Consider the following 12032-nt stretch of genomic DNA (forward strand, 5'->3'; position numbering starts at 1 on the left):
CCGGGAATGGAGCTGAGCGCGCGCAACCTGGGCGCCCTCAACATCCCCGTCCCGGCCTACGACCGAAGCCAAATAGGCGTCGGCATCGTGCATTTCGGCGTCGGCGGCTTCCACCGCTCCCACCAGGCCATGTACATCGACAGGTTGCTCAGCGATGGACTGGCCCGGGACTGGGGAATCTGCGGCGTCGGCGTGCTGCCGGGTGACCGGCGCATGCGCGACGTGCTGCGCGCCCAGGACTACCTCTACACGTTGGTCCTCGAACACCCAGACGGCACCCGGGAGCCACGGGTCATCGGTTCGATCGTTGACTTCCGTTACGCGCCAGACGATCCCGAGGCGGTGATCGAGCTCCTCGCCACCCCCACCACCCGTATCGTCTCGCTCACCATCACCGAAGGCGGCTACCGCCCGCCGCTGAGCGACGTGTTCCCCCTCGTGGCCGAGGGACTGAACCGGCGGCGGAAACAGGGCCTGCCCTCCCCCACGATCGTTTCGTGCGACAACATCGTCGAGAACGGGAGCGTGGCCCGGCACGCGTTCATGTCACGCGCCGAGCGGCTCGATCCCGCACTCGCGCAGTGGATGTGCGAGCACACCACATTCCCCAACTCGATGGTCGACCGCATCACGCCGGTGACCACGTCCGACGTGATCGACCGGCTGGACTCCGAATTCGGCGTGCAAGACGCCTGGCCAGTGGTCGCCGAGCCATTCGCCATGTGGGTCCTCGAAGACCACTTCGCCGACGGCCGGCCCCCACTGGAGAAGGCCGGCGTCCAACTGGTCGACGACGTGACGCCGTACGAGGCGATGAAGCTGCGGCTGCTCAACGCCAGCCATCAGGGGCTGTGTTACTTCGCCTACCTGGCCGGCTATCGGCTGGTGCACGAGGCCGCCCAGGACCCACTGATCGCCCAATTCCTGGACCGCTACATGGAATCCGAGGCGATGCCGACCCTGGTGCGCGTCCCGGGGCTGACCGACTTCAAGGCCGGGCTGATCCCGCGGTTCGCCAATGCCTACGTGCGCGACACGGTCGCCAGGTTGTGCGCCGATTCGTCCGACCGCATCCCGAAGTGGCTGCTGCCGGTGGTTGCCGACAATCTGCGGCGCGGGGGCCCGGTGCGGCTGGCGGCGGCGATCGTCGCCAGCTGGGCGCGCTACGCCGAGGGCGTCGACGAAGAAGGCCGGCCGATCGAGGTGGTGGACCGGCTCGCCGACACGCTCGTCCCGATCGCCCGCTCCCAGCGCGCGGACCCGGCCGCGTTTCTCGCCAACCGTGCGGTGTTCGGTGACCTCATCGACCAACCCCGCTTCCTCGAGCCGTACCTGTGGGCCCTGGATTCGCTGCACCGGCACGGCGCGCGCGCCACGTTGCGGGCACTCGTCGGGGCCCGCGAATGAGGCTGGTCGCCGGCATCGACTCGTCGACGCAGTCCTGCAAGGTGTTGATCTGCGACGCCGCCACCGGCGAGGTGGTCCGCGAGGGCAGCGCCGTGCATCCTGACGGGACCGAGATCGACCCGGCCGCATGGGAAGCCGCCGCCCGAGGGGCGATCGCGGCCGCGGGCGGACTGGACGGCGTCGAGGCCGTCGCCGTCGGCGCGCAGCAACACGGAATGGTGTGCCTCGACGAGGCGGGCCGGGTGGTGCGGCCCGCGCTGCTGTGGAACGACGTGCGTTCGGCCGACGCGGCGCGCGCGCTCGTCGACGAACTCGGCGGCCCCCACGCATGGGCGCAAGCCGTCGGGGTCGTGCCGCTGGCCGCGATCACGGTGGCCAAGCTGCGCTGGCTGGCCGACCACGAGCCGCGGCACGCGGACCGCACGGCGGCCGTCTGCCTGCCGCACGACTGGCTGACGTGGCGACTGCGCGACGACACCGACATCGCGGCGCTGACCACCGACCGCAGCGACGCCAGCGGCACCGGCTACTTCGATGCCGCGAGCGGCGCCTACCGCGTCGACCTGCTCGAGCTGGCACTGCGCGGCCGCCGCCCGCGGCTGCCTACCGTGCTGGGCCCGTCGGGCGCAACCGTAAGTGGCACAACCACATTCGGGGCAGGCCTCGGGGACAACGCGGCCGCGGCGCTGGGCCTGGGCGCCGACGAGGGCGACGTCATCGTCTCCGTCGGGACGTCGGGGGTGGTCGCCGCGGTCACCGCCGACTCAGTCCGCGACGACGCCGGCTTCGTCGCGGGATTCGCCGACGGCACCGGGCGCTACCTGCCGCTGGTGTGCACCCTCAACGGCGCGCGTGTGCTCGACGCGGCCGCCGCGATGCTCGGTGTCGATCACGAAGCGCTGTCGGAGCTCGCGCTGGCGGCGCCGCCGGGCAGCGCGGGGCTGGTCCTGGTGCCCTACCTGGCGGGTGAGCGAACACCCAACCGCCCCAACGCCTCTGGCGCGCTGCACGGCCTACGGGTGGGGAACGCGAAGCCGGCCAACCTGGCCAGGGCCGCCGTGGAGGGGCTGCTGTGCGCGCTGGCCGACGGCCTCAGCCACCTCGCCACGCACGACGTCGTCACCCGCCGCATCCTGCTGATCGGCGGCGGCGCCCGATCGCGGGCGCTACGCGAGATCGCCCCCGCGGTGTTCGGCGTGCCCGTGCTGGTGCCGGCCGCCGCCCAATACGTCGCGTTGGGCGCCGCGCGGCAGGCCGCGTGGGCACTGAGCGGATCGCCAAAACCGCCCGGCTGGCGCCCGCCCCGGACCGACGAATACACCGCCGGCCCCGCGCCCGAACTGCTGGAGCGCTATGCGCAGGTGCGGGACTTGACCGAGGGGTCCTAGACGCAGGGGCGGAATACCGGAAGCACCCGGTATTTGGCGGTGAAGCTGGCCTTCTCGTATTCGTCGCCGACCTCGCCGTCGCACGCGATGACCGTCGGGCCGTCGACCGCGACGAAGCTGAATTCCGGCACCTGCAGCTCGTGATAGAGCGGGCTGCGCTCCAACCGCCCCAGCGCGAGCGCGGTCAGGATCCTGGTCCGCGACCACCGCCGGCCCGCGTCGAGCATGCGCACATCGATCAGGCCGTCGTCCATCCTGGTCCGCCGCGACGGCGCGAACCCGGTCGGCAGGTACAGCGAGTTGCCGAGGAAGAACAGCGACGTCAGCAGCGTCTTGTTGTCGTACGAGATCCGGACTGGCTGGTCGTGACGCAGCGTGTGCAGCATCGCGTACAGACCGGCCAGCGGCTTGCCGATGCGCTTCTCCAGTTTCTCGCGCTGCTGCACGAAGGTCGGGTAGGCGCCGATGCTCGCCGTGTTGAGGACCATCTGACTTTCGTTCAGGCACACCAGGTCCACGCACGACACGCTGCCGCGCCGGATCGCGTCGACCGTCTTGGCCACCGTGTCGCAGCCGATGTCCTTGGCGAAATGGTTGAACGTGCCGGCGGGAAACACCGCCAGCGGCAGTCCGGCCTCGATGGCCACCCCGGCCGCGGCCGCCACCGTGCCGTCGCCCCCGCCTACCGCAAGCACCTCGGCGCTCGCGGCGGCCTCGCGCAAGACCTCGGCCGGGTCGTCGTCCGGGCCCAGTTCCCGGATGTCCACCTTCGGCAGCGCCTCGCGTACCTCGTCGACGACGCGGGCCCCGGTGCCACTGCCCGACTCGGGATTGATCACCAGCACCACCCCGGAACCCTCGGGCCGTTCGGGCGTCTCGACCCGCAGCGGTTCGGTCTTGGGCAGGGCGGTCTCGACGATCGGCGGGACAAGCCGACCGCCCAGCACCGCCAGGCCCGCCCCGATGCCGAACCCGGCGACGACGTCGCCCGGGTAGTGCGCGCCGGTCGCCACCCGGGAGAGCCCGACCAGCCCGGCCAGCAGCGCCAGCCCGAATCCCAGCATCGGATTCTCCAAACCGACCCCCACGGCGAACGCGGCCGCGCTGGCGGAGTGCCCCGACGGGAAGGAGTTCGACGTCGGCCGGCGGCGGACCTGCCTGACCAGCGGCACCAATTCGTACCCGGGACGCGGGCGGCGGCGGATGCGTTTGGCGACCTGGTTGGTGACCAGGCTGGTGGCCGCCAGCGTCATGACGCCGCGCGTGGCGCCGCGCTGGGCGCTCGGCTTTCCCGAGGCCATCATGGCCGCGGCGATGGCGAACCACAGCTTCGAGTTGTCGGCCGCCCGGGTCAGCGGCGGCATGACCATGTCCAGCAGCGGGGTGTCGGTCTCGGCGATCGCGTCGAAGATCTCCCGGTCAAGGGTGCCGAGCCCCCGGGTGATCTGTTCGATGCCGCGCGCACGTCGCCTGGGCCGCCAGTTCATTCGCTACACCCTAAATTGGTTGGCGGACATGGACGCACCGGGCTACTTCGAGGCATGGCGGGACAACGCCGCGCGCCACGGCGTGGCCCCGGCCGTCGTCGCGGAGATCGCCCGGCGGCACGCCATCACCCCGGACACCTTTCGGCCGCTCGGGCGGATGGCGGAGATCAAGGATCCGGCCGGCAAATCCTTCTTCCTATTGCCCCGGGGCACCAGCGGCGGCGACGCCCGCGCGGCGGTGCGCAGCACCTACATCCTCAACGCGGGCACCGGCTACGGCAGCAACCGGGCGTGGCGCACCGATTTTCCCCCAACGCCCTACAGCCAGGCGGAAATCACCCGGATCATGTTGCGGCAGCAGGCGAATCGCTGGACCTACACCCGCGACGTCGGGTTCGTCGACCGCAACGGCGGGCGCCTCGTGACGACGCCCAACGGCATCCTCATGGGCCTGGGCGGCAACTGGATACAACGGCAGTTCTGCCGGCGGGCCGGCACCACGTGGGGCGACATCTTCATGGTCAACATGGGCGCCGTCACCGACCCCGCCGGGTGGCTTCGCCGCATCATCGAGTCCGGGCACGCCTGGTACCTGCACGCCGGCGGCAGGCCGGTGGAGAGCCGGCTCGACCTGGACCGGGTGTTGCACCACGAGGAGCGGCACTGCCGGCAGTGGGCGGCGAAGGGCTACGTGGGCATGCTGGCCGACTACGGCCGGGAGCTGGTCCGCGAATACGCCTTCGGCGCGATCAACCGGCTCGAGGAGGAGGCCGGCCTGACCGACGGCGGCTATAGGGCGTCGATTCCGTGGTAGAGCACCATCGCACCGATCAGGACGAGGACCGCCGCGAGCAGGGCGGCGTTGTTGCGGTCCATCCAGTCTTTGAGCTTGGCGAGCGTGTCGTCGAGACGGCTGCCGGCCGCAGCGTAGGCCAGTATCGGGATCGCGACGCTTGACGCCGCGATGGCGACGAAGAACGCGGCGGCCACCCAGTCACCGGCGAGGCCGAGCCCGGCGGTGCCGATGCCCAGCCCGGCCGGGATGCAGATGAGCAGCACGTCGGGCCGCACCACGGCCAGCACCGCCCCCATGATCCCGGCCCGGGTCGGGGTGATGGTCGCGAACGAGCGCATCCAGGCCGGCGATTCGGCGTGGCCGCGCCGGTTCAGCCATTTGTAGACGCCGTACACGATCAGCGCCGAGCCCAGCACCACGCGCAGCCACGAAGACCACCGCGGCGGCGACTTGTCCAGCCCGCCGAGCAGGCCGGAGGCCGCGACGGAAAGCGCCGTCAGTGCGGCGAGGGTCAGCACCCAGCCGCTCAGAAACGCCAGGCCGGTCGGCCGCGGCCGCGGCGCCTGCAGCACCAGCACCGCCGGGATGACGGTGAGCGGCGACAGCGAGATGACCAGCCCAAGCGGAACGAGCCCCGTGAGCACGGTGCCCCAGCTACCTGCCATGCGCAGCAATCTACAGGGCGCGAATCCCGTTGTAGAGCACCATCAAACCGATCAGGACGAGGATGACGGCGAGCAGGGTGGCGTGGTTTTCCTCCATCCACACTTTGAGGCGTTCCAGCGCATCGTCGAGCCGATCACCGGCGCCGACATACGCCAGGATGGGGATGGCGACCGTGGACGCGGCGATGACGAGAAACAATGCCCCGGCGACCAGCTGGCCGGCCGCGCGAAAGCTGCTGCTGCCGATGGCCAGGCCGGCCGCCGCGCACATGATCAGCACCTCGGGTCGCAGCACCACCAGCACCGCCCCGGTCAGTCCGGCGCGTGGCGGGCTGAGTGTGGAGAACGACCGCATCCAGCGTGGCATGCTGCCGTGACGATGCCGGGTCAGCCACTGGTAGGCGCCCAACGCGATCAGTGCTGACCCCAACGCCACCCGCACCCAGGACGCCCACGTCGGTGGCGCCCGGTGCAGGCCGCCGAGCAGCGCCGAGCCGCTGACGAACACCGCGGTGAGGGCGGCCAGCCCCAGGACCCATCCGGCGAGGAAGGCGAGACTGGCCGGGCGCGGCCGGGGGGCGTGCAAGACCAGTACCGCCGGAACGACCGTGATCGGCGAGAGCGCGATGACGGCCGCCAGCGCGATGAGCTTGGTCAGTACCGAACCCCAACTTGCTTCCACGGGCAGCCATCATCGCATTGGCCCGACGTGGCCGCAGGGGTCCGACGTAAGCGCCGCCCTCAGAACGGCTTTCGACGCAACGTCCAGGCGGGCACCCAGTGCGTCACGGTCTTGCGCTGGGAGCCGTAGGCGACCGGGTAGGTCACCAGCCCCCACCAGTCGCCCTGCTCGCAGAGGCCCCAGCAGCTGAGCAGGCCCTCGACGACCTTGTGCAGTTGCAGCCCGTTGGGCTGATACCGCCCGGAGCGGTGTGGCTCACGCGGGAAGAGCACCGTCAGGTCCACCAGGACCGTGACCGGCGGACGCACCACCCGGAACGGGCTGCGGACCGGTTGCCCGTTGTACCCGATGGACGCAAACTGCCCCATCGATCGATCATACGTTCGAATGATGGCGGTTTGCCGGATTCCCCGTTTTCGATCGCCCGCCCGGGCCGGTCGATATAGTCGGCTCAGCTAACAAGGGGAGGTCCAAATGAAGATGGCTTGCGCCGCTGGCCTATTGGCGTTTGCCGGGCTGCTCACCACCGGGGTGGGCGTGGCCAGTGCCGACGAAGTAGAGGTCGAGGGCAACTACTCGAGCCAGTCTGGCTGCGAGGCGGACGCCCCGCACGTGGAGATCACGCACAACGACCACCTGTACACCCATTGGGACTGCCGCCTGGGCTCCGACGGGTTCTGGCACGTCTGGCTGCTCAACTGACCCGAAGGTAGCCGACCGGCGACGGGCCCGGGGATCTGCTTCTGGCACCATAGCGACGTGCGGAACCCGCTTCGCCGCCCGTCGGCCGGGCTGGACCCGCTGCTGGTCGGGGTGCTCGCCGTCGCGGTGAGCATGGGCGGCGCGGGCCGCCCGTCTTTCTGGTATGACGAGGCCGCCACGATCTCGGCCGCATACAGTCGTTCCCTCGCCCAGTTGTGGCGGATGCTGGGCAATGTCGACGCCGTGCACGGCCTGTACTACCTGCTCATGCACGCCTGGTTTCAGGTTTTCCCGCCCACCGAGTTCTGGTCGCGCGCGCCGAGTGGGCTGGCCGTCGGGGGCGCCGCCGCGGGAATCGTGGTGCTGGGCAAGCAGTTTTCGTCGCGCACCGTCGCGGTGGCCTCGGGTGCCTTCTGCGCCGTCTTGCCGCGAACGACGTGGGCGGGCATCGAGGCCCGCCCCTACGCGCTGTCGATGATGGCCGCGGTGTGGCTGACGGTGTTGCTCGTGCGCGCCGCGCGCCGCGACTCCGGTTGGCTGTGGGCGGCCTACGGCCTCGCCCTGGTCTCGTCGATTGCGCTCGATGTCTACCTCGCACTGTTGGTCGGGGCGCACTTCACGCTCGTTGTGGTGTCCCGTTGTGGGCGAAGGGTTTTGCTGCGGTTCGCGATCGCGGCGACCGCCGGGATCTGCGCCATGGCCCCGTTCCTGGTGACGGTCGCCGGGCAGGCGCATCAAATCAGCTGGATCGCACCGATCGGTCGCCGGACGCTCGAAGACGTCGTGGTGCAACAGTATTTCGAGCGCAGCCCCCCGTTCGCCGTGCTGTCGGCGCTGGTGATCGCGGGGGCTATTGCGTTGTGGCTCAGCAAGTCCGCGCGGCCGGCGCGCGGCGATGGGCAGCTGCTGGCCCTCGCGGTCGCATGGCTTGCCCTACCGACCGCGGCCATCCTGATCTACTCGGCGCTGGTGCACTCGATCTACACGCCGCGCTACCTGACGTTCACCGCGCCGGGAATGGCGCTGATCCTCGGCGTCTGCGCCGCCGCGGTGACCACCCGGCCGTGGCTGACGGCGGCCGTCGTCACCCTTTTCGCCGTCGCCGCCGCCCCGAATTACCTGTTGGCGCAGCGAAACCCGTACGCCAAGTACGGAATGGACTACAGCCAGGTGGCGGATCTGATCGCGGGCCGGGCGGCGCCGGGCGATTGCCTGCTGGTGAACGACACCGTGACGTTCATGCCCGCCCCGATGCGCCCCCTGATGGCGGCGCGCCCCGATGCCTATCGCAAGCTGATCGACCTGACGCTGTGGCAGCGGGCGACCGACCGCAACGACGTCTTCGACACCAACCTGATCCCCGAGGTCGTCGCCGCGCCACTCAGCCATTGCCGCGTGGTCTGGATCATCACGCAGGCCGACGAATCGATGCCCGCCCACGATCAAGGTCCGGCGCTGCCGCCCGGTCCGCGCTACGGGGCGACCCCCGCCTTCGCGGTGCCGCACGATCTGGGCTTCCGGCTCGTCGAGCGCTGGCAGTTCAACCTGGTGCAGGTGTTCAAAGCGACGCGGTGATCACCAGATGCGGATGTAGTCCACCAGCATGGACGCGGGGAAGGTACCCGCCGCCGGATCGCCGGCGCCGACCCCGCCGACGGCGAGGGTGAACATGGGCGTCATCCAATAGCCGGGGATGTTGAACGGCCACCGGAAGTCGTCGGGCGCGCCGCCGTGGACGTGGATGGGCTTGTTGGGGACCTTGAAGTACTCGGCGCCGTCCCGCGAGAACTCGAAACCCTCTTCGCCCCAATGCATCCGCCAGGTGTGCCAGCCGCCGTCGACCAGGCCGGGAATGGACTTCCCCTCCCAGGTCTTGCCGTTGGACGCCGCGTGGACGGTGGTGCCCGGGGCCCACTGCCCGTTGCCGTACCACTCGAAGATGTCCACCTCGCCGTCGGGCAGCGGGTCCTCGTTGACACCCCAGAACGAGGGCCACAGGCCGGGATACAGGCAGTCGAGCTTGATCCGCGCTTCCCAGGTCTGATTGATCATGCTCCGGAAGTTGCCGCGCAGCTTGCCGCTGTAATAGGTGTTGTTCAGCAGATCGTGGGTGGCGCACAGGACCAGGTTGGAGTGCCCGTCCTGGAACACGTTTTGGCGGTCGTCGCGGTAGATGCCCTCGACCGGCGGGAAGACGTCGTCCTGCCAGGTCTGGATCGTCCACTTGCCGGGATCGGGAGGCGAGCCCGCCGGCCCGTCGAACTCGTCGGCGAAGATGTACGGCCCGCCGGGACCGGCCGACGGCGGCGCCTGGGGCGCCGACGGGGTGGCCCAGGCACCGGGCAAGCGCATCGCAGCCCCCAGCATGCCGAGCCCCGACATCAACATCATGCTGCGACGATCCATCTACAACCCACCAATCGTGAAAGCCGTGTTCCGACCTAGCGCGATACCCCGAAGCAACCTTTGCAAACGGTGTTATGAAACCACGCGCCGGGGTGCCACGCAGCGCACACCCGGCTCGTGGCGCGCAGTTTCTCCCGTGCCAACCACGCGCGATGCTCAGCGGGAAGCCGGTTCGCTGAGCTTGACCAGCGTCTTGCCGATGTTGACCCCGGTGAACAGGCCGTTGAGGGCGTCGACGCACGATTCGATGCCGTCGAAGATGGTTTCCCGGTGCTTGAGCCGGCCCTCGGCCTCCCACTGCCGAAGCGCGGCGAACGCCTCGTCGAAGCGGCCCCACTGGTCGAGGGCGTTGAATCCCTGCATCAAGGCGGTCTTGGACAGCAGGTTCACGTAGTTGGCCGGCCCGGGGTGCTCGCCGGTGAGGTAGCTGGAGATGACGCCGCACAGCACGACGCGGGCGCGCGGGGCCAAGCGGCCCAGCACCGCGTCGAGGATCGGCCCGCCAACATTGTCGAAGTAGACGTCGACGCGCCGTGGGCAGTGTTGCTTGAGTGCCGCCGCGAGGTCGTCGTTCTTGTAGTCGATGCACGCGTCGAACCCGAAGTCCTCCACCACCGCCCGGCACTTCTCCGGCCCGCCGGCGATGCCCACCACCCGGGCGCCGGCGATCTTGGCGATCTGGCCCGCCACCGATCCCGTGGCGCCCGCGGCCGCCGAGATCACCACCGTTTCCCCTTCCTTGGGCCGGCCGATGTCGGTCATTCCGAAATAGGCGGTGGCGCCGGTGGGCCCATAGACCGACATGATCGCCAGCTGGTCGTCCTCGCCCGGGATGGGCGTGCTGAACAGGTCGTCGCGGATGATCGCGTACTCGGAGAAGCCGGTCAGCGTGGTGACGACGTCGCCGACCGCGTAGGCATCGCAGCGCGACGCGACCACCTCGCCGATCCCGGCCGCGCGGATCACCTCGCCCAGCTGCACCGGCGGAAGGTAGCTCGGCTGGTCGTCCAGCCACGTGCGGGCGGCTGCGTCGATTCCCACATAGGTGGTGCGCAGCAGCGCCTCCCCCTCCGCCGGTTCGGGTGCCGGGGTGGTGACCAGCTCCGTGTCACCGGGCTGAACAAGCCCCGTGGGGCGGCGACGCAACAACACCTGACGATTCGGCAACTCGGGCACGAAGCAGAAACTACCGAACCGCCCGAAACCAGCCGCGGGAATGGCATATTCAACCGATGGCAGCAAACGACGACCCGGAGGAGCGGATCCGGGAACTCGAGCGCCCGCTCGCCGAGGCGGCGCGGGCATCCGAAGCGGGTAGCGCGCAGCCCGCCGGCCCGGCTTATTCGCCCGGACCGGCTGGCCCTCCGCCGCCACCGCCCGCGTGGAGCTATGGCGGCCCGTTCCCGGGCCCGCCGCCGCAACGTCCCTCGGGCAATCGCATGTGGTGGATTTTGGGCACGGTCATCGTCGTCGGCATGCTGGCTCTCGCCGGCGGCATCGCCGCCTTCGCGGCACACCAGCTGTCCGGTGTGCGCTCGATCATCAGCTCGCCGCCGACCATCACCAGCATCTCCCCGGGCGGCACCTCACCGTCGGCCACTCGGACCAAAACGCCCAGGCCGTCGACGTCACCGGCGCCGGCGCCGGGCGACGAGATCAGTGTCTCCGGGGTCGGCGAGAACCGGACCATCGCCTGCAACGACAACATCGTCGTCGTCCGCGGGGTATCGAACACCGTGGTGATCACCGGCCACTGTGCGAGCCTCACCGTGTCGGGCATGCAGAACCAGGTCACCGTCGACGCCGTCGACAGCATTCAAGCGTCCGGCATCAACAACAAGGTCACCTACCACTCGGGTGCGCCGAAGGTCAGCAACGCCGGTAGCGCGAACGTCGTCCAGCAGGGCTGAGCCTCAGGAAGGCTCGCCGGATTCCTCGTCGGGGGAATCGTCGTCGAGGACGCTGACCGCGATGCCGTAGGGCAGGAACCGCACCTTGCGCTTGGGGTCGACGTTGTTCTTGTTGGCCCGCAGCGCGTCGAGCTCCGTGGCATAAACCTGTTCGACGTGCGCGCCGCCGTTCGCGTCCACCGTGTAGATGGCCCAGACACCGTCTCCGGCCTCGCCGGTGGTCTCGGGCTCCTGGCGGGGGCGCCGCGACAGGTCGTCGAAGAGCGACGACCACCCGGTCCGGGCTCCCGGCGCCGCGACAAACTTGCTGACCCGCTCGAACATGTCGCGCAGCCCCTCGCTGCCCTCTCGGATCACTCGATCGAACTCGTCGGGATCAAACCCGAACGCACCGTATTCGCCCACGCGACCTCCTCGCCGCTCATGCCGTCACCGCCCAGTGTGCGCGCACTCGCGGTCGTGCGCCATGCCCTTACGGCGGCGGGGGCGGCGCCGGCGGGGTGATGGGAATCGGCACCGTGACGAACGGGAAATGCAGGTACATCGTGACCGGCGGCTGCGCGGGCGCGGGCGGCGGCGGGGCGGGGGC

Annotated in this window: 13 protein-coding genes; 6 read left to right on the forward strand and 7 right to left on the reverse strand. The window is 70.0% G+C overall.

The genetic code is table 11. The annotated features are described in order from the left end of the window. The first annotated feature begins 6 nt into the window (after positions 1-6). Together A5697_RS13780 and A5697_RS13785 are read left to right on the forward strand one after the other, a co-directional pair. The gene (locus tag A5697_RS13780) at positions 7-1407 is read left to right on the forward strand and encodes a mannitol dehydrogenase family protein (protein ID WP_068010958.1); all 1401 of its coding nucleotides are present in this window, start codon (positions 7-9) and stop codon (positions 1405-1407) included. Then, on the forward strand, positions 1404-2795 hold the full coding sequence (locus tag A5697_RS13785) for an FGGY family carbohydrate kinase (protein ID WP_068010960.1): 1392 nt from the start codon (positions 1404-1406) through the stop codon (positions 2793-2795). The genes A5697_RS13780 and A5697_RS13785 overlap by 4 nt, the downstream gene beginning before the upstream one ends. On the opposite strand, the gene A5697_RS13790 is transcribed toward A5697_RS13785, so the two are convergent. Beyond that, positions 2792-4282, reverse strand: a complete 1491-nt coding sequence (locus tag A5697_RS13790) for a bifunctional phosphatase PAP2/diacylglycerol kinase family protein (RefSeq protein ID WP_067947849.1) — start codon at positions 4280-4282, stop codon at positions 2792-2794. The two genes, A5697_RS13785 and A5697_RS13790, sit on opposite strands and share 4 nt — an antisense overlap. A gap of 28 nt (positions 4283-4310) precedes the next feature. On the opposite strand from A5697_RS13790, the gene A5697_RS13795 reads away from it, so the two are divergent. Continuing rightward, on the forward strand, positions 4311-5096 hold the full coding sequence (locus tag A5697_RS13795) for a hypothetical protein (RefSeq protein ID WP_068010962.1): 786 nt from the start codon (positions 4311-4313) through the stop codon (positions 5094-5096). Here the strand turns inward: A5697_RS13795 and A5697_RS13800 are convergent. From A5697_RS13800 to A5697_RS13810, 3 genes are read right to left on the reverse strand one after another with little or no spacing between them, the layout of a single operon-like run. Beyond that, positions 5072-5743 (reverse strand): GAP family protein, encoded by a 672-nt coding sequence (locus A5697_RS13800; RefSeq protein ID WP_067947885.1) that lies wholly within the window; start codon positions 5741-5743, stop codon positions 5072-5074. The genes A5697_RS13795 and A5697_RS13800 overlap by 25 nt on opposite strands. A gap of 10 nt (positions 5744-5753) precedes the next feature. Further along, complete coding sequence (locus A5697_RS13805) at positions 5754-6425, reverse strand: GAP family protein (protein ID WP_068010964.1); 672 nt, start codon at positions 6423-6425, stop codon at positions 5754-5756. Between the two features lie 59 nt (positions 6426-6484). Further along, positions 6485-6793: a hypothetical protein gene (locus A5697_RS13810; protein ID WP_067947845.1), complete on the reverse strand. Its 309-nt coding sequence runs from the start codon at positions 6791-6793 to the stop codon at positions 6485-6487. A 106-nt stretch (positions 6794-6899) separates the two neighbouring features. Here A5697_RS13810 and A5697_RS13815 point away from each other — a divergent pair, with 106 nt between their 5' ends. Further along, complete coding sequence (locus tag A5697_RS13815; protein WP_066947520.1) at positions 6900-7127, forward strand: hypothetical protein; 228 nt, start codon at positions 6900-6902, stop codon at positions 7125-7127. 132 nt (positions 7128-7259) lie between these two features. Beyond that, positions 7260-8702, forward strand: a complete 1443-nt coding sequence (locus A5697_RS13820) for a glycosyltransferase family 39 protein (RefSeq protein WP_156673294.1) — start codon at positions 7260-7262, stop codon at positions 8700-8702. On the opposite strand, the gene A5697_RS13825 is transcribed toward A5697_RS13820, so the two are convergent. Then, on the reverse strand, positions 8703-9533 hold the full coding sequence (locus tag A5697_RS13825) for a family 16 glycosylhydrolase (RefSeq protein ID WP_067947840.1): 831 nt from the start codon (positions 9531-9533) through the stop codon (positions 8703-8705). Between the two features lie 156 nt (positions 9534-9689). Beyond that, complete coding sequence (locus A5697_RS13830; protein ID WP_067947838.1) at positions 9690-10709, reverse strand: NADP-dependent oxidoreductase; 1020 nt, start codon at positions 10707-10709, stop codon at positions 9690-9692. Positions 10710-10765: 56 nt separating this feature from the next. On the opposite strand from A5697_RS13830, the gene A5697_RS13835 reads away from it, so the two are divergent. Then, positions 10766-11443 (forward strand): DUF3060 domain-containing protein, encoded by a 678-nt coding sequence (locus A5697_RS13835; RefSeq protein WP_068010969.1) that lies wholly within the window; start codon positions 10766-10768, stop codon positions 11441-11443. A 3-nt stretch (positions 11444-11446) separates the two neighbouring features. On the opposite strand, the gene A5697_RS13840 is transcribed toward A5697_RS13835, so the two are convergent. Further along, entirely contained in the window at positions 11447-11848 is a 402-nt protein-coding gene (locus A5697_RS13840) for a hypothetical protein (protein WP_068010971.1), read from the reverse strand. Positions 11849-12032 lie beyond the last annotated feature (184 nt).

The sequence above is a fragment of the Mycobacterium sp. E3251 genome (genome assembly GCF_001666835.1).
In the GTDB taxonomy this organism is placed as follows: domain Bacteria; phylum Actinomycetota; class Actinomycetes; order Mycobacteriales; family Mycobacteriaceae; genus Mycobacterium.

What these genes read in the sequence shown, in the direction of transcription:
- A5697_RS13780 (WP_068010958.1), top strand. Translation starts at nt 7, where the DNA reads ATGGAGCTGAGCGCGCGCAACCTGGGCGCCCTCAACATCCCCGTCCCG.
- A5697_RS13785 (WP_068010960.1), top strand. Translation starts at nt 1,404, where the DNA reads ATGAGGCTGGTCGCCGGCATCGACTCGTCGACGCAGTCCTGCAAGGTG.
- A5697_RS13790 (WP_067947849.1), bottom strand. Translation starts at nt 4,282, where the DNA reads ATGAACTGGCGGCCCAGGCGACGTGCGCGCGGCATCGAACAGATCACC.
- A5697_RS13795 (WP_068010962.1), top strand. Translation starts at nt 4,311, where the DNA reads ATGGACGCACCGGGCTACTTCGAGGCATGGCGGGACAACGCCGCGCGC.
- A5697_RS13800 (WP_067947885.1), bottom strand. Translation starts at nt 5,743, where the DNA reads ATGGCAGGTAGCTGGGGCACCGTGCTCACGGGGCTCGTTCCGCTTGGG.
- A5697_RS13810 (WP_067947845.1), bottom strand. Translation starts at nt 6,793, where the DNA reads ATGGGGCAGTTTGCGTCCATCGGGTACAACGGGCAACCGGTCCGCAGC.
- A5697_RS13815 (WP_066947520.1), top strand. Translation starts at nt 6,900, where the DNA reads ATGAAGATGGCTTGCGCCGCTGGCCTATTGGCGTTTGCCGGGCTGCTC.
- A5697_RS13820 (WP_156673294.1), top strand. Translation starts at nt 7,260, where the DNA reads ATGGGCGGCGCGGGCCGCCCGTCTTTCTGGTATGACGAGGCCGCCACG.
- A5697_RS13825 (WP_067947840.1), bottom strand. Translation starts at nt 9,533, where the DNA reads ATGGATCGTCGCAGCATGATGTTGATGTCGGGGCTCGGCATGCTGGGG.
- A5697_RS13835 (WP_068010969.1), top strand. Translation starts at nt 10,766, where the DNA reads ATGGCAGCAAACGACGACCCGGAGGAGCGGATCCGGGAACTCGAGCGC.